This window comes from Microbulbifer maximicatervae (SeqCode) (genome assembly GCF_052468295.1).
This window is the reverse complement of the sequence record NZ_CP174340.1, coordinates 4,581,926-4,606,892: the sequence shown is the minus strand read 5'-3', so window position 1 is coordinate 4,606,892 and position 24,967 is coordinate 4,581,926. Positions and strand designations below refer to the sequence as shown.

Below are 24,967 nucleotides of genomic sequence, written 5' to 3'. Positions count from 1 at the left end.
TTTTAGAGATATCTCTTTATGCAGCAGGTGCGCAGCAGCTTCGGATTTGCCAAGACGCTGCGCCTGCTCAATGCGGCGCAGTATCGCTTGGTATTCAACGAAAACCAGGTGCGCGCCGCACACCCTCATCTGTTGATCCTCGCCCGTCCCAACTCCTTGGAACACCCGCGTCTCGGTCTCGTTATTGCTAAAAAGCATGTACGCAACGCCTCCGACCGCAACCAAATCAAGCGTATAACCCGGGAAACCTTCCGTCTGCAGCAATACGATTTGCCGCCGCTGGATGCCGTGGTGCTCGCACGCCCTGGGGTCGCAGATCTGGATAAGGCCGAGTTGGCGAAACTACTGAATAAACTCTGGCGTAAACTGGCCAAGCGGGCTCGACAGCCGCAACCCCGACCATGAAGTGGATACTGATCAAGCTGATCCATGTATACCGCTACCTGGCCAGCCCCTGGGTAGGCAACCAATGTCGCTTCTACCCCACCTGCTCCCGGTACTCTGAAGAGGCCATTGAAACTCATGGAGCGATAAAAGGGGGTTATTTAACTCTGCGCCGCCTTATAAAATGCCACCCCTGGCACCCTGGTGGATTGGACCCGGTTCCCCCCACCAGACACAAGAACACGCTCTAGGTAATAAGATGGATTGGCAACGCTATACGCTGCTCGGCGGAATTCTCGCGGTTCTCCTGGCACTTATCTTCCAGTGGAACGCATTTCAAGAGCAACACACTCCTGAACTCGACCGCGAAACCGTCGTGCAGACTGGCGGCGAGACTGTCAGCCAAATACCCGCCGAAACACCCGCGAGCACCGGCGACAGTGATGTTCCCCAACTTCGCTCCCAGGTGCCCGCTTCCGATGAGGGCAGCAGTACTGAGAGCAAGCTGATCAGTGTCACCACCGACGTTTTTGATCTGCTCATCAATCCTCGTGGCGGCGATATCGTCAAAGTGGCGCTGCGCAAACAACAAGAGAAGTTGGATACCCCGGACCAACCCCTGATCCTGTTGAACCAGACCCGCAACCATACCTATATTGCCCAAAGTGGCCTTATCGGTAAAAACGGGACCGACAGCGCCGCTGGCCGCCCGGTTTTCAAGGTGGCAAAAACCGAATATGCGATGGTTGAGGGCGACGATACCCTGATAGTAGACCTGACTCTGCAACAGGAAGGAGCCAATATCACCAAGCGCTTCACCTTCAAGCGTGGAGACTACCTGATCCAAGTGGCCTACCTGGTGGATAACACCAGTGACAAGCCCTGGTCCGCGGCCATGTTTGGTCAGATTAAGCGCGATGCCAGTGAACCCGCAACCGACACCGGTTTCGGCATGTCGCCTTTCCTCGGCGCCGCCATCCGCACCAACGAAAAGAACTACTTCAAGCAGGACTTCGAGGAGATTGCTGAAAGCCCCACCCGCGAAACCATCGAAGGTGGTTGGGTAGCTATGGTTCAGCACTACTTTATCAGTGCCTGGATTCCCCCCCAGGACGAGCGCAATACCTTTGAATTGAAGGAGCTATCCAACGGCCTCTTCCGCATGGGCTTTACCGCACCTCAAGTGCAAATCCCCGCTGCCACCCAAGGCGAGCTGAGCGCTTCTTTCTACGCTGGCCCGAAAGATGTTTACCGTTTGGAAGAAATCTCCCCCGGCCTCGACCTGACCGTCGACTACGGCTGGCTCTGGTGGATCGCAAAACCGCTGTTCGGTGTCCTGCACTTTATCCAGGAGCATATTGTCAGCAACTGGGGCTGGGCGATCATCCTGCTCACCGTATTTATCAAGACGCTGCTTCTGCCTCTGTCCGCCGCTGGCACCAAATCCATGGCGCGTATGCGCAAGTTTGCGCCGCAGATGAAAAAGCTGCAGGAACAGTACAAGGATAACCGGCAAAAGCTGGCGGAAGAGACCATGAAGCTCTACCGCCGCGAGAAGATCAATCCGATGGGTGGCTGCCTGCCGATCCTGTTGCAGATGCCGGTATTTATCGCGCTCTACTGGATGCTCACCGAAACCGTTGAGCTGCGCCACGCGCCCTGGATTTTCTGGATTCACGATCTGTCGGCGAAGGACCCCTACTTTATCCTGCCGGTATTGATGGGCCTGTCTATGTGGTTTATGCAAAAGCTGAACCCGGCGCCGACTGATCCAACCCAAGCCCGCATCATGCAGCTGATGCCGGTAATGATGACTGTATTCTTCCTGTGGTTCCCAGCGGGTCTGGTTCTGTACTGGATCGCCAACAACCTGATTACCATTGCGCAAACCTGGTATATCAATAAACAGGTGGATGCCGGTAAGTACTAACCAGTACCGATCTGCAGCAACACAATAAACAAGGGCCGCTAATGCGGCCCTTTTCCGTTCTGTCGAGTAAACTCAGCCGATGACACAAGAAAGCCTCAATCGCGACACTATTGCCGCTGTTGCCACCGCGCCCGGGCGCGGCGGCATCGGCGTTATCCGACTGTCGGGCGCAAGAGCCCTGCAAATTGCCCAACAAATCTGCGGGGAAAAATCCCTCCAGCCCCGCTCTGCCCACTACCGGAACTTTACCCACAAAGAGCAGTTAATCGATCAGGGATTGGCACTCTTTTTCCCCGGTCCCAACTCCTTTACCGGGGAAGATGTGGTGGAACTCCAGGGACACGGCGGCCCAGTGATTCTCGATCAGTTACTTCAAGCAACTATCGAGTTGGGCGCTCGACAAGCCCGACCCGGAGAATTTTCCGAGAGGGCTTTCCTCAACGACAAAATGGATTTAACTCAGGCCGAAGCGATCGCCGATTTAATCGACGCCGGCAGTGCCCAGGCAGCGCGTAATGCCATGCGTTCACTGCAGGGCGCGTTTTCCGAGAAAATCGAAGACCTGGTGGAAAACCTTACCCACTTGCGTATCTACGTGGAGGCCGCCATTGATTTCCCCGAAGAGGAAATCGACTTCCTCGCCGATGGCAAAGTGGCAGCTGATATAGAAACCCTACTGGCACAAATGGTGGGTGTGGAAACCCAGGCGCGTCAGGGCGCGATAATGCGCGAGGGAATGCGAGTTGCTATCGCAGGACGCCCCAATGCAGGGAAATCCAGCCTGCTCAACACACTGGCCGGACACGACGCCGCTATTGTCACCGATATCGCCGGTACCACTCGGGATATCCTGCGCGAACATATTCATATCGACGGTATGCCCCTCCAGTTTGCCGATACTGCGGGATTAAGGGATGCCCCGGATAGAGTCGAGCAAATTGGTATCGAACGCGCCTGGGAGGAAATCCACGGCGCAGATAGGGTACTTCTAGTCATGGATGCAGAGCAACTCCACTCCCTGGACCCCACACAAGTTTGGCCAGAATTTACCAGTCAGCTAAAAGATCTCAACAAACTGACATTGGTACTGAACAAGATCGACCTCACCGACTACAGCGCTGGCCTTCAGGCACACACTGAAGGCGTGCCAGTGATTGCCATCAGTGCAAAAACAGGTGCCGGGCTCGATGCGTTAAAAGAACATTTAAAACAGAGTATGGGTTTCAGCGGCGCTGGAGAGGGAACATTCAGTGCCAGGCGCCGACACCTGGACGCACTGGGCCGGGCACAAGCTTTTATACATCAGGGCCAGCGGCAACTTCACACTAGCGGTGCAGGCGAACTGCTCGCCGAAGACTTACGCCAAGCCCAGCAGGCTCTGGGAGAAATTACTGGCACCGTCAGTGCCGATGAATTACTCGGCAAGATCTTCGGCAGTTTTTGTATCGGTAAGTAAACACCCCATCCCAACTTCCAAGTTATCCCAAGGGGGAGGCTACTTTATCCTCCCCCGCTTTTCTCCTTCCAGCTTCCCAACATATTTCTCACTTCTTTTACACAGGCTTAACCCCGACTTTCAGGGCGGGTAAATTAAATCCCCAATTTTTCCCGATCTTATTAAATAGATTCGCGAAAAAATCCGGCAAACAACTCTGCAAAATAAGATATGGCGCCGATCGAGTTATACATGTCCACGGGGATTTCCCGTGGATATCTTTTCACTTGCTCCAATCACCTATAAATCACATAGATACAGCAACAAAACTCACAGACTTATACAATATTCACTCTTACGCACAATTAACCCCCAAGTCTTATCACCATCTACGCACAAGCTAAAACCTGAAATTGCCAGGTGTGAGTAAAAAAGGGGATAAACACCTGCGTAAGCAACGAATGCTATGATGATAACTTTCCCGCCAGCACGAGGCGCGCAAAGTTGTCCCGGCTTTCCACAATCGTCTACCGGGGTTGCCCCCCCTTCAGCCAAGGGGTTATTGCCCATGTTTTCATTAATGTAACATGTTGATTTATAAGACTTTTTTTTGCTTATACATGATTTGCCGGGCACTAATAAAAACAACTAAATCAAAAACCTCTCTCTAAGAAATACATTTATTCATTTATATAAACTTGAGAGAGTCCAAAAAATGATTTCCTTAGAGAAAGAGCTCGATATGCATGGAACTGAATAGTCTCCGTTTTTACAGCTTTACATGCGTCTACCAACTAGAGTGCAGGAATATGCTTGTAGCCAATTGCTGACTCACACCTACTGCCTATAAAATGTGCGCCCCCAGTTGTAACCAGTAGCAGCCACTATGGAATTCCCTAAGACCTATGATGTGATCGTGATCGGCGGAGGCCACGCAGGTACCGAAGCCTCACTGGCAGCGGCACGTATGGGAGCTTCCACTCTGCTGCTGACCCACAATATCGAGACCCTTGGACAAATGTCCTGCAACCCGGCGATCGGCGGTATCGGCAAGAGTCATCTCGTGAAGGAAGTCGATGCCCTCGGTGGCGCTATGGCAACGGCAACAGACCTGGGCGGAATTCAGTTCCGGGTCCTCAATGCCCGCAAAGGCCCCGCAGTAAGGGCAACTCGCGCCCAGGCCGATAGAGCCCTGTATCGCGCCGCTATCCGTTCAATCCTGGAAGCACAGGAAAACCTGGAGATCTTCCAACAAGCGGCGGATGACCTGATTGTCGAAGGTGAACGGGTTGTGGGCGTTGTCACCAATGCGGGGGTGCGCTTTCGCGCCAAGACAGTGGTACTGACCGCAGGGACTTTCCTCGGTGGGCGTATACACATCGGCTTGGATAACCACGCCGGCGGCCGCGCTGGAGACCCGCCCTCGATTGCCCTTGCAGATCGTCTGCGCGAACTGCCTTTCCGCGTCGATCGCCTCAAAACTGGCACCCCTCCCCGTATTGATGCCCGCTCGGTAGATTTCAGCGAGCTGGAGGAACAGTGGGGGGATAGCCCCACACCGGTGATGTCCTATTTGGGCAGCCGCGATCAGCACCCGCGCCAGGTCTGCTGCTGGATTACCCACACCAATGCCCGCACCCATGAAATTATCCAGGGGGGGCTCGATCGCTCGCCCATGTATTCCGGCGTGATTGAAGGGATTGGCCCGCGCTACTGTCCCTCCATCGAAGACAAGGTGCACCGCTTTGCGGACAAAGATAGCCACCAGGTGTTTATCGAGCCTGAAGGGTTGACCACCAACGAGCTGTACCCCAATGGTATTTCCACCAGCCTGCCCTTCGATGTACAGATTGAGCTGGTGCACTCCATCAAAGGCTTTGAAAAGGCGCATATCACCCGCCCGGGCTATGCAATTGAGTACGATTTCTTCGACCCGCGCGACCTTTTGCCGTCCCTGCAAACCAAATTTATCCAGGGGCTCTACTTTGCCGGCCAGATCAATGGCACCACCGGCTACGAGGAAGCGGCTGCCCAGGGACTCCTGGCTGGCGCCAATGCCGCCCTACAGGCCCAGGAGCGCGAAGCCTGGGCCCCGCGTCGGGATGAAGCCTACCTGGGCGTGCTTGTGGATGATTTGATCACCAGCGGCACTAAAGAGCCCTACCGCATGTTTACCAGCCGCGCGGAATATCGCTTGCTGCTCCGTGAGGACAATGCTGACCTGCGCCTGACCGAAAAAGGTCGCGAATTGGGCCTGGTCGACGATACCCGCTGGGCAGCGTTCAGTGAAAAGCGCGAGGAGATCGCTCGGGAGACCCAGCGACTACAAGATACCTGGGTGCACCCAAAGACGCCCCAGGCCGCCTCTGTAGAAACCAAATTGCCGCAGCCATTGGCGCGGGAATATAGCCTGATGGACCTGTTGCGCCGTCCGGAACTGGGCTATCAGGATGTGGCGGGCCTCAAAGGGGAAGCGGTAACCGACGAGCAGGTTGCCGAACAGGTGGAAATTTCGGCCAAGTACGCCGGTTATATCGATCGCCAGCGCGAGGAAATTGAGCGTTTGCAGGCCTACGAAGATACCCCGATCCCGGCGGACTTCGACTACAGCGGTATTTCTGGTCTGTCCAATGAGGTTAAGCAAAAGCTGGGAGAGACCCGCCCAGATACCCTGGCGCGGGCCTCGCGAATACCGGGCGTGACGCCCGCATCCATATCCCTGCTGTTGATCCAGTTGAAAAAGCGCGGGCTGCTGAAGCGCAAAAAAGCGGTATAAATCGGTTTTCCACAGGGTATCCCGCGAGGCCCTGCGGGGTTTGAATTTCGCGGGACTACTGGGGGATAGACCCATTTCTCACTCAATGGAACAGTTTCGTCCGCGCCTGTTAGAGGCGGCGGCACAGATGTCGGTGGCACTCAGTGACCGGCAGCAGGATCAGCTACTGGAATACCTGGCACTTTTTGCCCGCTGGAACAGTGCCTACAACCTGTCCGCCATACGCGACCCAGAGCAGATGCTGGAGCGCCATATTATCGACAGCCTCAGTGTGGTAAATCTCTGTGGCGAAGGCTCTTTAATCGATGTGGGTAGCGGTGGCGGCCTGCCTGGAATTCCCCTGGCAATTGTGTATCCGGAGCGCTCCATCACCCTGCTCGACAGCAATGGCAAGAAGACCCGCTTCCTGTTCCAAGTGGCCAGCACCCTGCCCCTGCCCAATATCACGGTAGTCAATGAGCGGGTAGAAGCCTTTGTGCCAGAACAGCCTTTTGCCGGTGTGGTGTCCCGCGCCTTTGCCTCCATCGAAGATATGGTCAATGGCAGTGAGCATATGTTGGCACCCAAGGGTCGTTTTTATGCCATGAAGGGCAAGCTGCCTGAGGATGAGTTGAGCGCTCTGCCAAAAGGCATTAAGGTCGAGCAGGTGCACCGGTTGTCGGTGCCCGGCTGCGACGGTGAGCGACATATGATTCAGCTCTGTCGCACAGAATAAGATGATAGTTTGGCGGGTTTGTCGCCCGCCCAATCCTGCTCCCCTATCGTGGGGCACAACAGCCGCCGCCCGAAGCCGAGCCGGCGTCGGGGCAAACGCACCCGGAAACAACAAAGGACAAGAATCTTGAGCAAGATATTTGCTGTGGCCAACCAGAAAGGCGGGGTTGGCAAGACCACTACCTGCGTCAACCTGGCCGCATCTTTGGTTGCCAACAAGCGGCGCGTATTGCTGATCGACCTGGACCCCCAGGGCAATGCCACCATGGGCAGTGGTGTGGATAAAAGTGACCTTGAGGTGTCCGGTTACGATGTACTGGCCGCTGAATTACCCGTTGAGCAGGCCATTGTATCTACAGAGAGCGGTTTTGATTTGATCCCGGGCAACGGTGACCTATCTGCGGCAGAGGTGGAGTTGCTGAATCTGGAGGGGCGCGAATCCCGCCTGCGCCGCGCCCTGGCTGCGGTGAGTAATCGTTACGACTACGTGATTATCGACTGTCCGCCATCGTTGAATATGCTGACCGTAAACGCCCTCTGTGCAGCTCACGGCGTATTGATTCCCATGCAGTGTGAATACTATGCCCTGGAGGGGTTATCAGCACTGGTGGATACTATCACCCAGATCCAGCAGGCCGCCAATCCAGACCTGAAAATCGAGGGCATCTTGCGCACTATGTACGATCCGCGCAACAGCCTCACCAGCGAAGTGTCGGCGCAGTTGCAGGAGTTTTTCGGCGATCGCCTGTATCGAACCTGTATCCCGCGCAATGTCCGTTTGGCAGAGGCTCCCAGCTTCGGCAAGCCGGCGCTGGATTACGACCGCCATTCGAAAGGGGCTATTGCCTATCTGGCACTGGCTTGCGAAATCAATCGCCGCCATCCCGCCAATCAATCTTCCAATAAGAAAAGCCGCCCTGTGGCGGAAGCCGTATAAGGGGTAATTACTATGGCCGCCAAACGCAAAGGACTGGGCCGGGGTTTATCCCACCTGATCAGCAATAAAAACAGCACCGCGATCGCCGAGGCTACCGGTGAAGCTGAAACCGAAACCGCCGTGGTCGACGGTGAGCTGAAGGAGTTGCCGATAGAGTTTTTGCAGCGCGGCCGCTACCAGCCACGCCGGGATTTTCCACAGGAATCCTTGCAGGAGCTGGCGGACTCGATACGCGCCCAGGGCATTATGCAGCCGATCGTCGTGCGCGGTATCGGTGAGCAGAGCTATGAAATCATCGCCGGTGAACGGCGCTGGCGCGCGGCCCAATTGGCGGGACTGGAGAAAGTGCCGGCACTGGTGCGCAGCGTTTCCGATGAAGCTGCCATCGCTATGGCGCTGATTGAAAATATCCAGCGTGAAGACCTGAATCCGGTAGAGGAAGCTGTAGCCCTCAAGCGTTTACAGGATGAGTTCAAGCTGACCCAGCAGGAAGTGGCCGATGCGGTGGGCAAATCCCGTACCGCAGTAACCAACCTTTTGCGACTGTTGAGTCTCAGTGAAGAGGTACGGACTTTCCTGGAGCGTGGCGATCTGGAGTTGGGGCACGCCAAAGCCCTGCTCGGTCTATCCGGTGCCACCCAGCGCTCTGCTGCGCGCCAAGTGGTCGAGCGCAGCCTTACCGTGCGCCAGACAGAGGCGCTGGTACGCCGTTTACAACAGCCGGCTGCCCCGGCACCGGAAAAACCGAAGCCCGACCCCAATATCCGTCGCCTAACTGAGCGCCTGGCAGAAAAAGTCGGAGTGCCCGTATCTATCGATCACAACGATAAAGGCAACGGCCGCCTGGTACTCAAATACACCACTCTGGAAGAGCTGGATGGAATCCTCGCCCACCTGGGTTACGCCGAGGACTGAGGCCACAGGGAAATGCGCGTCCTAGTGGCGCGCGCAATAACTGTTGGCAAATACTCACTGCGGCGAGTAATTCCGTGCAAAACCTCCTGAAAATCAAATAAGTTGACGACATTTGCCGGTTGAATCGGCGATGCTGTTGCCGCATAATTCGCACGCCCAAATTTTGGGCGGACAGCGCAAAAAAAGTCGGCTTATCCCGTCTATGACAAAACCCCCGGTATTACGAATAGCCGCAGTACAGCTTCTGCTGATATCGGTGGCCAGTGCGGCACTGCACTTGAGCGGTAAACCGGTGACTGCGCTCTCCGTATTTATCGGCGGTGCCCTGTGTGCACTGCCCGGAGCATATTTTGGCAGGCGCGCCTTTCGCGATAGCGGTGCGCGCGCGGCCCATCGCGTGGTAGGCAATTTCTACCGCGCGGAAACCGGCAAATTTATATTGACCATGGCAGGTTTTGCAGCGGTGTTTGCCACCGTCAAACCACTGAATGCTGCGGCGCTTTTTATCAGCTACGTCCTCTGTGTAATCGTGCAGTGGATTTTGGTAGCGCGCATGGTCCGCTAGCCGGTGGATAAGAAAAAAGAATTCTTACTTTTACGATTGTTGAGGAACTATGGCAGGCGAAGCTCAAACCGCGACGGGGTATATCCAACACCACCTGCAAAACATGACTTACGGCAAGCTGCCGGCCGGGTATACCCGCGCCGACGGTACTGTGCTGAATGAGTCTACTTGGACTATGGCGCATTCCTCCCAGGAAGCTGCGGATATGGGCTTTTGGGCCCTGCACGTAGATACACTGGGCTGGTCTATCGGCCTCGGTCTGATTTTTTGCTTCCTGTTTGCCCGCGCAGCCAAGAAGGCCAGTGTGGACAAGCCCACAGGCTTCCAGAGCTTTGTGGAGCTGGTTACCGACTTTATCGACAAGCTGGTTAAGGAAACCTTCCCCCACCGCAACACTATGGTTGCCCCGATGGCTCTGACCATCTTTGTGTGGGTGTTCCTGATGAACCTGATGGACCTGGTACCGGTAGACTGGCTGCCGATGGCTGCCGCCAAGATCTCCGGCAACGATCACCTCTTCTTTAAAGTGGTCCCGACTACCGACCCGAACGCCACCCTGGGTATGGCCCTGGCGGTGTTTGCGCTGATGATTTTCTTCAGTATTCGCGAAAAAGGTGCCATCGGCTTCCTTAAAGAGCTGACTCTGCACCCTTTCCATACTGGCAAGTTGTTCTTTGACATCCTGCTGATCCCGGTGAACTTCCTGCTGGAAGCAGTATCCCTGATCGCCAAGCCGATCTCCCTGGGCCTGCGTCTGTTCGGAAACCTCTACGCCGGTGAAATGATCTTTATCCTGATCGCGATTGTCTTTGGCGTTGGCGTTCTCGGCTTTATTGGTGCGGGCCTCCTGCACATGGGCTGGGCGATCTTCCACGTACTGGTAATCGTGCTGCAGGCGTTCGTATTTATGGTATTGAGCACCGTGTACATGGCGATGGCACACCATCGCGATGATGAGCACGAGCACGATCAATAAGTTTTTAACCCTTTTTTCGACCTTTACAACAACTCTTTAACTTTGATTTGGAGAACACAATGGAAGCATTAGGTCTGGTTTACATCGCAAGTGCACTGCTGATCGGTCTGGGCGCCCTGGGCACCGCTATCGGTTTCGGTACTCTGGGTGGCAAGCTGCTGGAAGGTTCCGCTCGTCAGCCTGAACAGGCTCCGGCTCTGCAGGGCAAGATGTTCCTGATGGCTGGTCTGCTTGACGCGGTTCCGATGATCGGTGTTGGTATCGCTATGTACCTGATCTTCGCCGTAGCTCCTGGTCTGGTTTAATTACGCCGTTCCAATTGCCCTTAACCCTATTTAAAGAGCAAGAGGTGTCGGAGTGAATATCAACCTGACTCTAATCGGCCAGTCGATTACTTTCCTGTTTTTCGTCTGGTTTTGCTGGAAGTTTGTTTGGCCGCCGCTTTTGGGCGTGATGAAAGAGCGTGAGCAGAAGATCGCAGATGGTCTCGCTGACGCCGAACACGCACAGAAAGATCTGGAACTGGCCAAGCGTAAAGCTGCCGAGCAGTTGAAGGAAGCCAAAGATCAGGCTAACGAGATCATTGATGGTGCCAACAAGCGCGCCAACCAGATTCTCGATGAAGCCAAGCAAGCGGCTCAGTCTGAAGGCGATCGCCTGAAAACTGCGGCCAAAGCTGAGATCGACCAGGAAGTGAATCGCGCTAAAGAGCAACTGCGCAGCCGTGTGGCAGACCTGTCTGTCCTGGGTGCGGAGAAGATTCTCGCGGTCAATATCGACGCTAAGGCGCACGACGACCTGATCGATAAACTGGCAGCCGAGCTGTAAGCGAGGAACCCAATGGCGGAACTCAGCACACTGGCCCGGCCCTACGCTAAAGCTGCATTCTCTTATGCGCAGGAAGCCTCCCACTTAGGTGGTTGGAGCACTGCGCTGAGCACTGCGGCAGCGGTCAGCCAGAACGAAAAAGTGCGTGAGCTGCTGGATAATCCCCAGCTCACCAGTGAAGAGCGCGCAGATAAATTCCTGTCGATCTGTTCAGACGAACTCGGCGAGCACGGAAGGAACTTCATCCGGTTGCTGGCGGAAAACAACCGCCTGCAGCTGCTGCCGGAAATTTCCGAACTGTTCGAAGAGCTGAAAGCGCAAGCGGAAGCCACCCTTGAGGTGGAAGTTGTTTCCGCGCACGCCTTGAGCGATGCACAGGCGCAAGCACTGGGCCAAAAGCTCAGCGCGAAGTTTGAACGCGAAATACATCTGCACAGCTCGGTGGACGAGAGCCTGCTGGGCGGCGCGATCATCCGCGCCGGTGATACAGTCATCGACGGTACCGTACGCGGCCGTCTGGCCAAGCTCGCCGAGGCGATGAACTCCTAAATTACTCTCCTCGTTGGCGTTAGCCGGCGGGGACTTGAGGAACAGAGCATGCAGCAACTGAATCCCTCTGAGATCAGTGAAATCATCAAGAGCCGCATCGAAAATCTCGATGTGAGCACTGAAGCCCAAAATGAGGGCACCATTGTTTCCGTATCCGACGGCATCATCCGCATCCACGGCCTGGCCGATGTGATGTACGGCGAGATGATCGAGTTCGAAGGCGGCGTTTACGGTATGGCGCTGAACCTGGAGCGCGACTCCGTTGGTGCTGTAATCCTGGGCGACTACAAGGCGCTGGCTGAAGGCCAGAAGTGCCGTTGTACCGGCCGCATCCTGGAAACCCCCGTTGGCCCGGAATTGCTCGGCCGCGTTGTAGACGCGCTGGGTAACCCGATCGACGGCAAAGGCCCGCTGAACAACAAGCTGACCGATGCGGTAGAAAAAGTAGCGCCTGGCGTTATTGCCCGTCAGTCCGTTGACCAGCCTGTACAAACCGGTTTGAAAGCGGTTGATACCATGATCCCGATTGGCCGTGGCCAGCGTGAGCTGATCATCGGTGACCGTCAGATCGGTAAGACTGCTGTGGCGATCGACGCCATCATCAACCAGAAAGGTACCGGCGTTAAGTGTGTCTACGTTGCCGTGGGCCAGAAGCAGTCCTCTATTGCCAACGTAGTGCGCAAGCTCGAAGAGCACGGCGCTATGGATCACACCATCGTAGTAGCCGCTGGCGCCGCCGATCCGGCAGCGATGCAGTTCCTGGCTCCCTACGTCGGTTGTACCATGGGTGAGTACTTCCGCGACCGCGGTGAAGACGCCCTGATCGTATACGATGACCTGACCAAGCAGGCTTGGGCCTACCGTCAGATCTCCCTGTTGCTGAAGCGTCCGCCTGGACGTGAAGCCTACCCCGGTGACGTTTTCTACTTGCACTCCCGTCTGCTGGAGCGCGCAGCGCGTGTAAACGCCGACTACGTAGAGAAGTTCACCAACGGTGAAGTGAAAGGCAAGACCGGCTCTCTGACCGCCCTGCCGATCATCGAAACCCAGGCCGGTGACGTATCTGCGTTCGTACCGACCAACGTGATTTCCATTACCGACGGCCAGATCTTCCTCGAGACCGATCTGTTCAACTCCGGTATCCGCCCAGCGATCAACCCGGGTATCTCTGTATCCCGTGTAGGTGGTGCAGCGCAGACCAAGGTGATCAAGAAGCTGTCCGGTGGTATCCGTACCGCTCTGGCTCAGTACCGCGAACTGGCGGCATTCTCCCAGTTTGCCTCTGACCTGGACGAAGCTACCAAAGCCCAGCTGGATCACGGTGAGCGCGTAACCGAGCTGATGAAGCAGAAACAGTACTCTCCGCTGTCTATCGCGGACATGGCTGTTTCCGTTTACGCCGCCGACAAGGGTTACCTGAAAGAAGTAGAAGTTGCCAAGGTTCTCGATTTCGAAGCCGCCCTGCTCGCTTACATGAACAGCGAACACGCAGAGCTGATGGAGAAAGTGAACAGCACTGGTAACTACAACGACGAAATCGACGCAGCTTTTAAAGCCGCTATCGAGAAGTTCGTCGCTACTAGCAGCTGGTAAGAACTCCCTGGAGAGCGCGAGAGAGCGGCGTGTCCGCTCTTTCGGAATCTAACTTCCAGCGAACAAGGTAAATCACTATGGCAGGCGGAAAAGAAGTACGCACAAAAATTGCCAGCATCAAGAGCACGCAGAAAATTACTGCCGCAATGGAAATGGTTGCAGCCAGTAAGATGCGCAGGGCTCAGGATCGCATGGCACTGGGGCGTCCCTACGCCCAGCGCATACGCGCAGTGATCGGCCACGTCGCCAACGCTTCGGCCGAGTACCAGCATATTTACCTGCAAGAGCGCGAGGCCAAGCGGGTCGGTTTTATCCTGGTATCCACTGACCGCGGACTCTGTGGTGGCTTGAACGTCAATATGTTCAAAGCCGCTATTCGCGAGATGCAGGCGTGGTCCGAGAAGGGTGTCGACGTCGAAGTCTGCGCGGTAGGTAACAAGGCGGCCAGTTTCTTTAATGCCATCGGCAGCAAGGTTGTCGCAGCGGTGCGCGATCTGGGCGATGCGCCCCAGGCCAACCAGCTGATTGGCTCAGTTAAGGTAATGCTGGACCGTTACGCAGAAGGCGATATCGATCGCCTGTTCCTGGTATCCAATGAGTTTATCAACACCATGTCCCAGAAGCCGCAGGTTGAGCAATTGCTGCCGCTGCCGAAGGACGAAGATGAAAAACTCATGCACGAGTGGGACTACCTCTACGAGCCGGATCCGGTTGAATTGCTGGATGGATTGCTGGCTCGCTACATCGAGTCCCAGGTATACCAGGCAGTAGTTGAAAACAAAGCCTGTGAACAGGCAGCGCGTATGATCGCGATGAAGAGCGCCACCGATAACGCCGGTGAGCTGATCGATCAGTTGCAGCTTGTCTACAACAAGGCGCGCCAGGCGGCCATTACCCAGGAACTGTCCGAAATTGTCGGCGGTGCGGCGGCGGTTTAATCCGCTGCCAGTAATGGTCAGCCTAGAAAGAATTTAAAGCTGAGGATCCGGAAATGAGTAACGGGCAAATTGTGCAAGTGATCGGAGCGGTCATCGACGTGGAATTCCCACGCGATTCTGTTCCGAATGTATACGACGCACTGGTGGTTGAGGACAAGAACCTCACCATGGAAGTGCAGCAGCAGTTGGGTGACGGCGTGGTACGCGCTATTGCCATGGGTTCATCCGAAGGTGTCAGCCGCGGTCTGTCCGTGCGCAATACCGGCGCTCCGGTTTCTGTACCGGTTGGCCTGGAAACCCTCGGTCGCATCATGGACGTGCTCGGCAACCCGATTGACGAGTGTGGCCCTATCGGTGAGAAAGAGCGCTCCTCTATCCACCGCGCTGCACCGACCTACGAAGAGCAGTCCAGCTCTACCGAACTGCTGGAAACCGGCATCAAGGTAATCGACCTGGTTTGCCCGTTCGCCAAGGGTGGTAAGGTTGGTCTGTTCGGTGGTGCCGGTGTAGGTAAAACCGTAAACATGATGGAACTGATCAACAACATCGCTACCGAGCACTCCGGTCTGTCCGTGTTCGCAGGTGTTGGTGAGCGTACCCGTGAAGGTAACGACTTCTACTACGAGATGGCTGAATCCGGCGTTGTTGACCTGGAAAACAAAGCCAACTCCAAAGTGGCGATGGTTTACGGCCAGATGAATGAGCCGCCCGGCAACCGTCTGCGCGTAGCCCTGACCGGCCTGACCATGGCGGAGAAATTCCGTGATGAAGGCAAAGACGTACTGTTGTTCGTCGACAACATCTACCGCTACACCCTGGCCGGTACCGAAGTATCCGCACTGCTGGGCCGTATGCCTTCTGCGGTAGGTTACCAGCCGACCCTGGCGGAAGAGATGGGCGTTCTGCAGGAGCGTATTACCTCCACCAAGACTGGCTCTATCACCTCTATCCAGGCGGTATACGTACCGGCGGATGACTTGACTGACCCATCTCCGGCGACCACCTTCGCGCACTTGGACTCCACTGTAGTACTGAGCCGTGATATCGCCGCTAAAGGTATCTACCCGGCTGTTGACCCGCTGGACTCCACCTCTCGTCAGCTGGACCCACAGGTAATTGGTCAGGAGCACTACGAAGTGGCTCGCGGCGTACAGTCTGTACTGCAGCGCTACAAAGAGCTGAAGGACATCATCGCGATCCTGGGTATGGACGAGCTGTCTGAAGAAGACAAGCAGACCGTAGCCCGCGCCCGTAAGATCGAGCGTTTCCTGTCCCAGCCGTTCCACGTTGCGGAAATCTTCACCGGTGCACCAGGTAAATACGTTTCCCTGAAAGAAACCATTCGTGGCTTCCAGGGCATCCTGAATGGTGAATATGACCACATGCCGGAACAGGCCTTCTACATGGTGGGAACCATCGACGAAGCTGTGGAAAAAGCCAACAAAGCCAAGGGCTAATCGAGAGAGGCATATACTATGGCCATGACAGTACATTGTGACATTGTCAGCGCCGAGCAGTCTCTCTTCTCCGGGCTGGTAGAGATGGTGATTGTGAGTGGTATCGAAGGTGAGCTGGGTCTCTCCTACGGTCACGCCCAGTTGCTCACCGCTCTGAAAGCCGGTCCGGTGCGCATCATCAAGCCCGGTGGTGAAGAGGAAGTACTGTTCGTCAGCGGTGGCTACGCCGAGGTACAACCTAATATGGTGACTATCCTCGCCGATGTAGCCGAACGTGAGATCGATGAAGACGCCGCGCAGAAGGCCCGCGAAGAAGCGGAACACGCCCTGCACAAGGCGCCGTCTGAAGTCGACTACGCGCGCATCTCAGCCCAGCTGGCCGAAGCCGAAGCGCGTCTGCGTACCCTGCAGGCAATTCGCAAGGCGGCCGGTAAGTAAACAGTTCTTACCTACTCGTAAGGCCTGTTTTCAGGCGACAAAAAAGCAGCTTCGGCTGCTTTTTTTATATCTATTTTTTCAAGTGGCTCTTATTAAGTGAAGGGGAATTAGCTTTCCCGCCTATATATGTGCCGTTACTCCTCTACATCAAAGAGCATTTATGTTGAAAACCTCTTTTAGAAACTACTTATAAATAACCTTCCTGATGTACTTAATGGTTGGATGCGGAGGGGGTTCTTCTTCAGGGGGCAACGACTCTTCGATACCGAAAGAGGAAACCGATAGTGAATACCCAAGCGCAAGTATCATCTTTCCCGCTAGCGACGGGCTATGGAGTGATAAAGAGCAGCTGGTTGTGCGTGGTAGTGCAAGTGATAATGTTGGTGTTGCCAGGGTATCTGTAAATGGAATTGACGCAACATCGGATGATGATTTTGCAACCTGGCAGGCTGAAATAACGCTTGAGGAAGGCACTACGACTAGCATTAACATTGAGGTAACAGATATTAATGGGAATACCTCCCCGGCTGCCGCCTCAGTGAGTGTTAATAGCTATGACGGATTTAATGGCTACAGATTTTGTGGTCCGTTGGCGTTTGATGGCGATAGAAGGACCCTCTGATCAACGAAGCATTTTTCTAGAATTAAGCTGAACTGCTTGAAAAATTCACTTTATTACGCTCAAGCGCGTAATTTTCGCGTAATAGCCCGCTAATTTTTCATCTGAAACCCTAAATAGGCGGGTTTCAGGCGAACCACCCCTAGGTGGCCAAATATTTTCTCCCTATTAGTAAGTTGGTAAAGCCTGCTAGCAAGCACAGCCGCTCAGTATTTTTTAACAGTCCCCGATAGCGGACCTTGTCATAACCAAATACCCGTTTAATGTAGCGAAAGGGGTGCTCAACCTTCGCTCTTATCTGCGCCTTGATCTTTTCCGCCTTACGGAGTGCATCACGCCCAGGAAGAGTTTTCAGCTTGCTCGGCTTCATTGCTATGTACCAATCCACCTCCCGCTCCTTCAACTCTTCTCGCTTCTCCGCACCAATGTACCCAGAGTCACCCCAGACTCTTCCTTCCTCCCTCCCCATGGAGGACTCGCTCTGTGGCTGTGACATCATGCGAATTCGCTGCTGTTGTATCTACGCTATGTATTACTCCGAGCACATCATCAACCCCGATATGCATCTTCATTCCAAAGTGCCACTGATTGCCTTTCTTTGTTTGATGCATTTCTGGATCACGTTCTTTCTTTTTATTCTTAGTTGAAGTTGGCGCAGAGATAATAGTGGCATCTACAATCGTGCCTTCACGCAGTACCATGCCATTCTCAGCAAGATGCTTGTTGATTTCATCAAAAAGCGCTGCACCAATCTGATTGAGCTCCAATAAGTGGCGAAAGTTAAGAATCGTTGTTTCATCGGGAATTGGGCCGCTCAAAGTCAATCCAGCAAAACTACGCATGGATTCAATTTCATACAGTGCATCCTCCATAGCGGGATCACTGAGATTATAAAATAGCTGCATGCAATGAATACGGAGCATGACACTTAATGGATATGGCTGTCGGCCACGTTTGCCTTGTGGATAGCAAGGAGTGATCTGAGCCTCTAGTCGCTGCCATGGGATGAGGGCTTCCATTTGAGAAAGAAACTTCTCTCGGCGAGTTATACGGCGCTTTAGCTTATATTCTGCTTCGGCAAAGGTGACTTGGTGCATAATCTATCGTAGTCTTGACGGATAACTGAATACTACCAAACTGGCTCGGAATTATTCAGAGGTTCCAGAAATCTAGCATATACCTTTAACCCTACTAGGGTATTAAATCTGGAAAGCATGCAGGAAGATTATATCTCCTCAGAGTTCTCCGATGTGGTAGGAGCTCAATTTGACCATGCTACGGGTAATTTCTTAATCATCCAAAATGATCAGTTAATTTCTGTCGATCGTGAATTTAATACCTTAAATATCATTTCCGAGTCAGGAGATGATTCACTGTCATTTGGGAAAAGACCACAAATTTCTATTGATATCAGTTCAGGTGATATCTATGTACAAAATTATTTTCCTAGCTATTTAATAAAAGTAGATCCCATCACCGGTGAGCGTGAAAAAATATCCTCTTTTAATTATGAAGACGGAAGTTCAGTAGGCTATTTCAATCAGGGGTTTGAAATTGTCGACGGGCGTTTTTTTGTTGTAAGTGAGGATGGATTACTGGAGTTAAATCCTGTCACCTGGCAGGCAACCGAATTATCAGGAACGAGTGTAGGCTTGGGCGAATCTCTACAAAGCTTGACCGGTTTAACTATCAATTTGGAAGCTAATTTAGCTTATTCCACCGATTTGCACGGTAAAGTACTTGAGATCAACCTAGTTAGTGGTAATCGAAACTTATTATCATCAGTACTCGATACAGGTAGTGACAACTTAGATTTTGACTACGGGAGAAACGGAATCATTGACACAGGAAAATCAATCTTAGTTAACTCGTGCTCAACAGGACATTCCTTTTTGGTTAGCAAGGAAGATGGAAGTCGAATATTAGTATCAAAAAAAATAAGAGGAGAAGGTCCTCTACTCTCGACTAACTCTGACTTGGTGTATGACGAGTACAATGAAAGACTTCTTCTGCTTAATGACAATTATGCAGAATCTCGCTACTCTAATTTTGAATATAAAAAAATTGACCAAATAATTTCGGTAGATCCACAGAGTGGTGATAGGCAGATTATATCTGGCCCGCATAAAGGAGATGGGTTGATAGAGGGATACTTCCACGATTTGGCAGTCGATAAACGGAACGGAGATATCTATGTAATAGAGCCATATTCCCAAAGTATAGTTAAAGTAGACCCTATAACCGGAAATAGATCGATCATTTCTGGGGGGATATCGGCTCCGGTGATGCATTTAATGGTGTTAGTGGTATAGCTATAGATACCGCTCGAGATAGAATACTGGCTATTTCTGCTGACGCACTGATTTCTATAGACTTACAGTCTGGCGATCGAACTGAAATCAATTCTTTCCCAGATATGGGTTTCTGGTATCCAAATCATATATCAATAAATGCAGAATCCACAGCGATATACATTTCAGATGTTTATGGAAGCGTTGTCGAGTTTAATCTGGAAAATGAGACATCGAAAATTATATCGAGTGATCAAATTGGTACTGGAGAAAGTATTCACGAATTAAGCTATATAGCATATAGCAGTGAAGATGATCTAATATTTGTAGAAGATTACAATCACACAGAAAGTGATGATGAACCAATTAACATGGAACTTTTGGCTATAGATAGAGAAACCGGAAATAGAACCCTGCTTTTAAGTGCCATACAACAAGAGTGGGAGGATATGCTGCTTACTCCAGCAGTAGATCAAGCTAAAAATGTTCTGTATATCTCTATGCCAAATCGAGGCGTTGCTGTTTTTGATGTTGAAACAAAACAGTATCTAATGGTGTCACAATAATTTATTTAGCAGGTATAAGCTATATGAGCTAATACCTGCATATAAAGGACGATAAATATAATAACTGTCTCACTTGATAGTTAAGTTCACATATAAAATAGAAAGCTATATAGAGTACCTTGTTGCTACACTAACTAATGAAACTTTATGGATTCATATTAAAGATGTTTTCAACGATGAAGCACTTGGCATTTGGCGTATTGATTTTCACTTTTGTTGTTTTATATGCTCTTTCTAAAAATACACATGCTGAGGGTAGCCCCCCTACTTTGGGCGCTAACTTGAAGCAAACAGAACGCATTTTTTTGCATGGAAACATTGTGTCATCGACAGCTATAAATCCAGGTAATATTGTGCCAGAGCATCTAACGGATTTTGGATTTTTTCATTCCGGTTGGACAATAGATGAAATTGCTCAAGTTGCGTCATTCACCACTTTTGTAGACGTATATTACTATGACATAGATATAATGAAAGAAGCCAGAAGTCATGGATTAAAGCTTTGGATACAACTAGCACCTATATTTTTTGATGGTTATCCTACCTATAGGAAAAGAGAGGATTATCTTGAACGCTGGGAAAGAGCAAAGAGGCAGTTAGAGCCATTTAGCGATATTATAATGGCCTTTGACCCGCTAGATGAACCATTTTATCGCTCAAAATTAAGTAATATAACGCTTAAGCTCTATCTTGAAGAGATCGCTCAACTAGTTAAAGATAGTTTTCCAAAAGCAAAAAGAGCAATTACATTTATGAATGAAACGGTCAGAAGATCACGTTTTGAGGAAATGGTACCAAAAAAATATAATCTATTTGCTGTCAATTATTACGTAGGAGTAAGTTTTCAAAATAAGATAGTCGAAAAACTAATGACAAGAACATCACATTTAGATGCAAATTATTATCTTATCCCGAGAGCTTTTAAAACATCGAATAGAGCCTTCGGTAGCATTACAGAGCCACAATTAATTAGCCAGGCTAGGCAAGCTTATGACTTTGCGATAGGAAACCCCAAGGTAATTGCCATATACCCTTTTGTTTGGGAGAGTATGTTTGGCGATGGTGAAGAGTACTACCTTGGGGTTGATAACCTAAATCGAATACAAGAAGAATACCGAAAAATAGGTAATGCGATATCAAGCTCTAGATGAACTATTTTCTATTTCCCATTATATATGTGCTATGTATAGCCCTGTCATCACCGAGCACCTGAAGTGCAAATAATTTCTCTTCGAGGGTTATAGCCGACTTCATTCTAAATTTCATTAAATCGGTAGATTTTAAATCAATTACGATAAAATCAGCTTCCTTACCCTTCTCAAAACTCCCGACTTTGTCATCAATATCTAATGCCTTGGCAGATCCCAACGTAGCAAGGTAAAATGCTTTTAATGGAGAGAGGGTTTTCACTCCGGTGTTATTGCCGATGGATTTTTGTAGCTGAATTATCTTATAGGCCTCATCCATAGTCTCTAACATCGAGAAACTGGTGCCGGCTCCTACATCGGTTCCCAGGCCCACACTAACATTGATTTCTTCAGCTCTATTAAGCGGAAATAATCCGCTCCCTAGAAACAGATTAGATGTTGGGCAAAAAGCTATAGCGCTACCTACTGAAGCCATACTTTCCATCTCTTGGTCATCCAGATAAATACCATGAGCAAACACTGAGTGGTCCCGATTTAATCCATATATGTTATAAACATCAAGATAACTGTTTGCTTCTGGGAACAATGATTTTACCCAATTAATTTCATCCTTATTTTCGGAAACATGGGTATGCATATACACATCGGGATATTCATCTAGTAACTTAGCTGCCTGCTTAAGCTGTTCAGGAGTACTTGTCGGGGCAAATCTTGGAGTAATGGCATAGCTCAATCGATCCTTATTATGCCAACGTTCGATTAGCTTCTTGCTATCGGAATAGGCACTTTCGGGCGTATCTTGCAGGTATTCAGGAGCATTGCGATCCATCAGTACCTTGCCTGCAATTAGTCGCATGTTCTCCCGTTGAGCAACTTCAAAGAGAGCATCTACAGACTCTGGGTGAACGGTACCAAATACAAGTGCTGATGTTGTGCCATTCTTTAGCAACTGACTAATAAAGAACTCTGCAACTTCCTTCGCGTGTTCTTTGTCGGAAAATTTACTTTCAGTTGGAAAGGTGTATTCTTTAAGCCACTCTAATAATTGCTCGCCATGAGCCGCAATCATTCCCGTCTGTGGATAGTGAATATGAGAATCGATAAAGCCGGGAAGTATTAACTTGCCGCGATAATCTACAATCTCTGCGCCTCTTTGTTTTTTCGAAATTTCTTCTTCAGAAATTATCTCGGCAATTATTCCATCTTTGACAATTAATCCACCATTTTCAATATATTCATAAGCTTTACTAGTCTTCGCCGGGTCGGCAGTAAAATGAAGTATGTCACCTTGATATATAGTTGTCTCTGCATAAACAAAGTTGCTAGAGGCTGAGAGTAATAGAAATAATTTAGCTATATTGGACTTTATACTGCTGCTTAGGGATAAAGTTTCGACCACCAGTTCACTCCGTTAAAACAATAAGCAAACCTATATATTTAGCACTTGAAAGATAATGTGACAAATTTATTTCGGTTGTCTCTATAGGAGCTGGAATACAAAATAACAAATTAAATTATATATTGAGTAATAACCTACTTAAAAATACAGAAATTTGATTTGTATATTTTGTATTTGGAAAAAACTTAATCAATTCCATCTAAACTTGTACTTAAATCTAGATTGAAGGCTATCAATCCATGTTTAAACATCCAGATCACGTAACAGTAGTTGTTACGAAATTAGAGGAAAGTGTCAGTTTTTTTGAATTGCTGGGTTTTGAGCTTCTACTCAAAAATTTTCTAACTGGAGAAAAAGCGTCGCAGTATCTTCAGGTCGATAACGTAGAAGCAGATCATTTTACGATGGTACTAAAGCAGTCATCTCCGAAGTTCGAGATACAGCTACTTCACTACCGAAATCCAGTGGTTAAAACTAATCCATCACTAATTGACTTGGCAAGGCCCGGTTATAACCATCTGTGTTTGAAGGTAGATAATTTGAATGAGGCTTTAGAGTATTTATCGAAGCAAGGAATTAGCACAAGAAGTGGAATATTGGAATATCAAGATAAAAAATTAGCTTTTCTCTTGGGTCCAGAGAATATAACTGTTGAATTAGCCGAGTGAATTGTCCAAGCAAATAGATTGTACTTCTACTTAACAACTTGACATGTAAATCTCTCGAAGAAATGATACTTGCCTAGCTAAAATTTATGTCTCCATATAAATTCGGGATATTGACATGGAAAATGAAATCATCTTCTATACGAACCCTCAGTCGAGAGGCTGTATTGTTCGATGGATGTTAGAGGAGATAGCGGTACCCTATCAAACCAAAGTACTTGAATATGGCGAAGACATGAAATCGCCAGAGTATCTTTCTGTGAATCCCATGGGGAAAGTTCCAACACTAGTGCATGACAACAAAATAATAACTGAAGCAGCAGCAATATGTGTCTACTTGGCAGATGTGTTTTCTGATTCAGGTTTGTCTCCGATAAATAACGAAGAGCGTGCCAATTATTACCGGTGGATGTTTTATTCGGCTGGACCTCTGGAGTCTGCCATTGTGAATAAATATATCTTTGATGAAGATATGGCTAAAGATAAACAGCAAATGTTGGGTTACGGTAATTACAAACTTGCACTAGATACACTATCTAGTGCAATTAAATCAAACCCGTATATTATTGGAAAACGTTTTACAGCAGCAGATGTATATATTGGTGCACAGCTGGGATGGGGGTTACAGTTTGGAACTATAGATAAACGTGAAGAGTATCAGGAGTATGTAACTCGTTTATCTCACCGTAAAGCATTTCAGCGTGCTCATGAACTTGATGTAGCTTTGGGAAAAGACATGAATATAAGTCCCGCTTAAATTTAAATATATTTTTTTTGAACTAAAAGGTCAGAAATTATACTTCTGACCTTTCTAATTTATCCCAAATACTAGTTTTCAACTAAAAATTCCGCTTTTTATTTGCCGAACAGCTCTGTTGAATCGAAAACGATCATTTCTGTCTATAGAAGTATTTTCATCCATCATATGCTCATAATCACTTTCAACTACTTTGAGATAATCTAGTGCTTCATCTTTATCCCCTTTCATTGCAATAAGATATGAGCGAGACAAACACATTCTCAATTTATGAGCATCTGTTAGATGTTCTTTAGGATGATTATCGTGGAGTTTCAAGCATTCCTCTAGGCTAGCCTCGGTGAATGGGTCGTATTCAGCTACTTCCTTAGGAATTGGTTTTTTACACTTATAGATTGAACTTGAAAATACTTGCCCATACCAGTCGAAATAATCTTCAAGATATCCCATGGTTACTTTAATCCATGGCAAACGGTCAAAGAAAAAATCCTGATTAATGAAAAATGATTCTCCCTCAATAAGCTTTGGCATAAACTCTGCTGAAACATGTTTATTTAGGTCCTGAGTTTTACATACGTCAATAAAACAAATTTCAATTGGATTATCAGGCCAGGAAAACTCATTAAAATCACCGATATTTAGTTCTATCAATGACTGAAATGGAGAAATGCTATTTTCTAGAATAGGAACAAAAGATTCTCCAAATTTATAGGTTAGTGAATCACATTCCCAAACACGATCCGAACCATTTGCAGGTTTAGGTAGAAAACCCAATTCATAACTACTAATAGGTTTACTATCCAATATATTTGAATTTCTGTTGTTTGAAAAATCTGAGTTACTCATCAACCCATGTGCGAGAGAAACCACAGATGCTCCCATAAAGCTTCCGGCATCAACAATATACCCTTTTTGTTGGAAGTTTTTTGACGCCAATGAATAGAGTAATTTGCGTTCGGCAATCGAAACCATTCCTGGTGTCTCAAATACGCTCTGTGGAACTTCAGTTTTAGAAAATGAAATTTCTGGGTGTACATAACAACCCCTTGCAATTTCCGCATCATCAATTTCGTACATTATTTTGCTC

At 49.9% G+C, this 24,967-nt stretch carries 25 protein-coding genes and 1 pseudogene; 23 read left to right on the top strand and 3 right to left on the bottom strand.

Features of this window, described 5'->3' with window-relative positions; genetic code table 11:
• Positions 1-18: 18 nt before the first annotated feature.
• The 18 genes from rnpA to ACJJIQ_RS20365 all read left to right on the top strand — a co-directional run bounded on the left by rnpA (position 19) and on the right by ACJJIQ_RS20365 (position 17,057).
• Positions 19-405, top strand: a complete 387-nt coding sequence (gene rnpA, locus ACJJIQ_RS20450; protein WP_413663877.1) for a ribonuclease P protein component — start codon at positions 19-21, stop codon at positions 403-405.
• Positions 402-635 (top strand): membrane protein insertion efficiency factor YidD, encoded by a 234-nt coding sequence (gene yidD, locus ACJJIQ_RS20445; RefSeq protein ID WP_108735100.1) that lies wholly within the window; start codon positions 402-404, stop codon positions 633-635. The genes rnpA and yidD overlap by 4 nt, the downstream gene beginning before the upstream one ends.
• Before the next feature lie 8 nt (positions 636-643).
• Positions 644-2,314, top strand: a complete 1,671-nt coding sequence (gene yidC / locus ACJJIQ_RS20440) for a membrane protein insertase YidC (protein WP_444892426.1) — start codon at positions 644-646, stop codon at positions 2,312-2,314.
• A 79-nt stretch (positions 2,315-2,393) separates the two neighbouring features.
• Positions 2,394-3,770 (top strand): tRNA uridine-5-carboxymethylaminomethyl(34) synthesis GTPase MnmE, encoded by a 1,377-nt coding sequence (gene mnmE / locus ACJJIQ_RS20435; protein ID WP_444934531.1) that lies wholly within the window; start codon positions 2,394-2,396, stop codon positions 3,768-3,770.
• 865 nt (positions 3,771-4,635) lie between these two features.
• Complete coding sequence (gene mnmG, locus ACJJIQ_RS20430; RefSeq protein WP_444934530.1) at positions 4,636-6,525, top strand: tRNA uridine-5-carboxymethylaminomethyl(34) synthesis enzyme MnmG; 1,890 nt, start codon at positions 4,636-4,638, stop codon at positions 6,523-6,525.
• 85 nt (positions 6,526-6,610) lie between these two features.
• The gene (rsmG, locus tag ACJJIQ_RS20425) at positions 6,611-7,240 is read left to right on the top strand and encodes a 16S rRNA (guanine(527)-N(7))-methyltransferase RsmG (RefSeq protein WP_445362880.1); all 630 of its coding nucleotides are present in this window, start codon (positions 6,611-6,613) and stop codon (positions 7,238-7,240) included.
• Between the two features lie 126 nt (positions 7,241-7,366).
• Complete coding sequence (locus ACJJIQ_RS20420; protein WP_020413891.1) at positions 7,367-8,176, top strand: ParA family protein; 810 nt, start codon at positions 7,367-7,369, stop codon at positions 8,174-8,176.
• 12 nt (positions 8,177-8,188) lie between these two features.
• Positions 8,189-9,091: a ParB/RepB/Spo0J family partition protein gene (locus ACJJIQ_RS20415; protein ID WP_282930568.1), complete on the top strand. Its 903-nt coding sequence runs from the start codon at positions 8,189-8,191 to the stop codon at positions 9,089-9,091.
• A gap of 202 nt (positions 9,092-9,293) precedes the next feature.
• Positions 9,294-9,656 (top strand): ATP synthase subunit I, encoded by a 363-nt coding sequence (locus ACJJIQ_RS20410; protein ID WP_282930569.1) that lies wholly within the window; start codon positions 9,294-9,296, stop codon positions 9,654-9,656.
• A gap of 49 nt (positions 9,657-9,705) precedes the next feature.
• Positions 9,706-10,632 (top strand): F0F1 ATP synthase subunit A, encoded by a 927-nt coding sequence (gene atpB / locus ACJJIQ_RS20405; protein ID WP_282930570.1) that lies wholly within the window; start codon positions 9,706-9,708, stop codon positions 10,630-10,632.
• 59 nt (positions 10,633-10,691) lie between these two features.
• Entirely contained in the window at positions 10,692-10,937 is a 246-nt protein-coding gene (gene atpE / locus ACJJIQ_RS20400) for a F0F1 ATP synthase subunit C (protein WP_020413895.1), read from the top strand.
• 52 nt (positions 10,938-10,989) lie between these two features.
• The gene (locus ACJJIQ_RS20395; protein WP_282930571.1) at positions 10,990-11,460 is read left to right on the top strand and encodes a F0F1 ATP synthase subunit B; all 471 of its coding nucleotides are present in this window, start codon (positions 10,990-10,992) and stop codon (positions 11,458-11,460) included.
• Positions 11,461-11,472: 12 nt separating this feature from the next.
• Entirely contained in the window at positions 11,473-12,009 is a 537-nt protein-coding gene (locus tag ACJJIQ_RS20390) for a F0F1 ATP synthase subunit delta (RefSeq protein WP_108735091.1), read from the top strand.
• A gap of 48 nt (positions 12,010-12,057) precedes the next feature.
• Positions 12,058-13,602: a F0F1 ATP synthase subunit alpha gene (gene atpA / locus ACJJIQ_RS20385; RefSeq protein ID WP_108735090.1), complete on the top strand. Its 1,545-nt coding sequence runs from the start codon at positions 12,058-12,060 to the stop codon at positions 13,600-13,602.
• 77 nt (positions 13,603-13,679) lie between these two features.
• On the top strand, positions 13,680-14,540 hold the full coding sequence (atpG, locus tag ACJJIQ_RS20380) for a F0F1 ATP synthase subunit gamma (RefSeq protein ID WP_282930573.1): 861 nt from the start codon (positions 13,680-13,682) through the stop codon (positions 14,538-14,540).
• 53 nt (positions 14,541-14,593) lie between these two features.
• Positions 14,594-15,997: a F0F1 ATP synthase subunit beta gene (gene atpD, locus ACJJIQ_RS20375; RefSeq protein WP_282930574.1), complete on the top strand. Its 1,404-nt coding sequence runs from the start codon at positions 14,594-14,596 to the stop codon at positions 15,995-15,997.
• A gap of 18 nt (positions 15,998-16,015) precedes the next feature.
• Positions 16,016-16,435: a F0F1 ATP synthase subunit epsilon gene (locus tag ACJJIQ_RS20370; protein WP_108735087.1), complete on the top strand. Its 420-nt coding sequence runs from the start codon at positions 16,016-16,018 to the stop codon at positions 16,433-16,435.
• A 214-nt stretch (positions 16,436-16,649) separates the two neighbouring features.
• Positions 16,650-17,057: an Ig-like domain-containing protein gene (locus ACJJIQ_RS20365; RefSeq protein WP_445362879.1), complete on the top strand. Its 408-nt coding sequence runs from the start codon at positions 16,650-16,652 to the stop codon at positions 17,055-17,057.
• A 139-nt stretch (positions 17,058-17,196) separates the two neighbouring features.
• On the opposite strand, the pseudogene ACJJIQ_RS20360 reads toward ACJJIQ_RS20365, so the two are convergent.
• Positions 17,197-18,151: pseudogene (locus ACJJIQ_RS20360) on the bottom strand (IS5 family transposase).
• A gap of 117 nt (positions 18,152-18,268) precedes the next feature.
• Here ACJJIQ_RS20360 and ACJJIQ_RS20355 point away from each other — a divergent pair.
• The 3 genes from ACJJIQ_RS20355 (at position 18,269) to ACJJIQ_RS20345 (ending at position 21,062) form a co-directional block, all read left to right on the top strand.
• Positions 18,269-19,366: an NHL repeat-containing protein gene (locus tag ACJJIQ_RS20355; protein ID WP_445362878.1), complete on the top strand. Its 1,098-nt coding sequence runs from the start codon at positions 18,269-18,271 to the stop codon at positions 19,364-19,366.
• Positions 19,367-19,470: 104 nt separating this feature from the next.
• Positions 19,471-19,911, top strand: coding sequence for a hypothetical protein (locus ACJJIQ_RS20350; RefSeq protein ID WP_445362877.1), 441 nt, complete (start codon positions 19,471-19,473; stop codon positions 19,909-19,911).
• Positions 19,912-20,075: 164 nt separating this feature from the next.
• Positions 20,076-21,062, top strand: a complete 987-nt coding sequence (locus ACJJIQ_RS20345) for a hypothetical protein (RefSeq protein ID WP_445362876.1) — start codon at positions 20,076-20,078, stop codon at positions 21,060-21,062.
• Between the two features lies 1 nt (position 21,063).
• Here ACJJIQ_RS20345 and guaD read toward each other — a convergent pair whose 3' ends face one another.
• Positions 21,064-22,458 (bottom strand): guanine deaminase, encoded by a 1,395-nt coding sequence (guaD, locus tag ACJJIQ_RS20340; RefSeq protein WP_445362875.1) that lies wholly within the window; start codon positions 22,456-22,458, stop codon positions 21,064-21,066.
• Between the two features lie 239 nt (positions 22,459-22,697).
• On the opposite strand from guaD, the gene ACJJIQ_RS20335 reads away from it, so the two are divergent.
• Together ACJJIQ_RS20335 and ACJJIQ_RS20330 are read left to right on the top strand one after the other, a co-directional pair.
• Positions 22,698-23,126 (top strand): VOC family protein, encoded by a 429-nt coding sequence (locus ACJJIQ_RS20335; protein WP_445362874.1) that lies wholly within the window; start codon positions 22,698-22,700, stop codon positions 23,124-23,126.
• A 115-nt stretch (positions 23,127-23,241) separates the two neighbouring features.
• Complete coding sequence (locus ACJJIQ_RS20330) at positions 23,242-23,880, top strand: glutathione S-transferase family protein (RefSeq protein ID WP_445362873.1); 639 nt, start codon at positions 23,242-23,244, stop codon at positions 23,878-23,880.
• 78 nt (positions 23,881-23,958) lie between these two features.
• On the opposite strand, the gene ACJJIQ_RS20325 is transcribed toward ACJJIQ_RS20330, so the two are convergent.
• Entirely contained in the window at positions 23,959-24,957 is a 999-nt protein-coding gene (locus ACJJIQ_RS20325; protein WP_413663867.1) for a hypothetical protein, read from the bottom strand.
• Between the last annotated feature and the right edge of the window lie 10 nt (positions 24,958-24,967).

Excerpts from the sequence above, each read along its gene's own strand:
- atpA (WP_108735090.1), top strand. The coding sequence starts at position 12,058 with ATGCAGCAACTGAATCCCTCTGAGATCAGTGAAATCATCAAGAGCCGC.
- ACJJIQ_RS20365 (WP_445362879.1), top strand. The coding sequence starts at position 16,650 with ATGGTTGGATGCGGAGGGGGTTCTTCTTCAGGGGGCAACGACTCTTCG.
- ACJJIQ_RS20390 (WP_108735091.1), top strand. The coding sequence starts at position 11,473 with ATGGCGGAACTCAGCACACTGGCCCGGCCCTACGCTAAAGCTGCATTC.
- ACJJIQ_RS20415 (WP_282930568.1), top strand. The coding sequence starts at position 8,189 with ATGGCCGCCAAACGCAAAGGACTGGGCCGGGGTTTATCCCACCTGATC.
- atpB (WP_282930570.1), top strand. The coding sequence starts at position 9,706 with ATGGCAGGCGAAGCTCAAACCGCGACGGGGTATATCCAACACCACCTG.
- mnmE (WP_444934531.1), top strand. The coding sequence starts at position 2,394 with ATGACACAAGAAAGCCTCAATCGCGACACTATTGCCGCTGTTGCCACC.
- ACJJIQ_RS20325 (WP_413663867.1), bottom strand. The coding sequence starts at position 24,957 with ATGTACGAAATTGATGATGCGGAAATTGCAAGGGGTTGTTATGTACAC.
- ACJJIQ_RS20330 (WP_445362873.1), top strand. The coding sequence starts at position 23,242 with ATGGAAAATGAAATCATCTTCTATACGAACCCTCAGTCGAGAGGCTGT.
- atpD (WP_282930574.1), top strand. The coding sequence starts at position 14,594 with ATGAGTAACGGGCAAATTGTGCAAGTGATCGGAGCGGTCATCGACGTG.
- ACJJIQ_RS20370 (WP_108735087.1), top strand. The coding sequence starts at position 16,016 with ATGGCCATGACAGTACATTGTGACATTGTCAGCGCCGAGCAGTCTCTC.
- atpE (WP_020413895.1), top strand. The coding sequence starts at position 10,692 with ATGGAAGCATTAGGTCTGGTTTACATCGCAAGTGCACTGCTGATCGGT.
- ACJJIQ_RS20350 (WP_445362877.1), top strand. The coding sequence starts at position 19,471 with ATGGGTTTCTGGTATCCAAATCATATATCAATAAATGCAGAATCCACA.
- rsmG (WP_445362880.1), top strand. The coding sequence starts at position 6,611 with ATGGAACAGTTTCGTCCGCGCCTGTTAGAGGCGGCGGCACAGATGTCG.
- atpG (WP_282930573.1), top strand. The coding sequence starts at position 13,680 with ATGGCAGGCGGAAAAGAAGTACGCACAAAAATTGCCAGCATCAAGAGC.
- yidC (WP_444892426.1), top strand. The coding sequence starts at position 644 with ATGGATTGGCAACGCTATACGCTGCTCGGCGGAATTCTCGCGGTTCTC.
- ACJJIQ_RS20345 (WP_445362876.1), top strand. The coding sequence starts at position 20,076 with ATGTTTTCAACGATGAAGCACTTGGCATTTGGCGTATTGATTTTCACT.
- ACJJIQ_RS20410 (WP_282930569.1), top strand. The coding sequence starts at position 9,294 with ATGACAAAACCCCCGGTATTACGAATAGCCGCAGTACAGCTTCTGCTG.
- rnpA (WP_413663877.1), top strand. The coding sequence starts at position 19 with ATGCAGCAGGTGCGCAGCAGCTTCGGATTTGCCAAGACGCTGCGCCTG.
- ACJJIQ_RS20355 (WP_445362878.1), top strand. The coding sequence starts at position 18,269 with ATGCAGGAAGATTATATCTCCTCAGAGTTCTCCGATGTGGTAGGAGCT.
- mnmG (WP_444934530.1), top strand. The coding sequence starts at position 4,636 with ATGGAATTCCCTAAGACCTATGATGTGATCGTGATCGGCGGAGGCCAC.
- ACJJIQ_RS20335 (WP_445362874.1), top strand. The coding sequence starts at position 22,698 with ATGTTTAAACATCCAGATCACGTAACAGTAGTTGTTACGAAATTAGAG.
- yidD (WP_108735100.1), top strand. The coding sequence starts at position 402 with ATGAAGTGGATACTGATCAAGCTGATCCATGTATACCGCTACCTGGCC.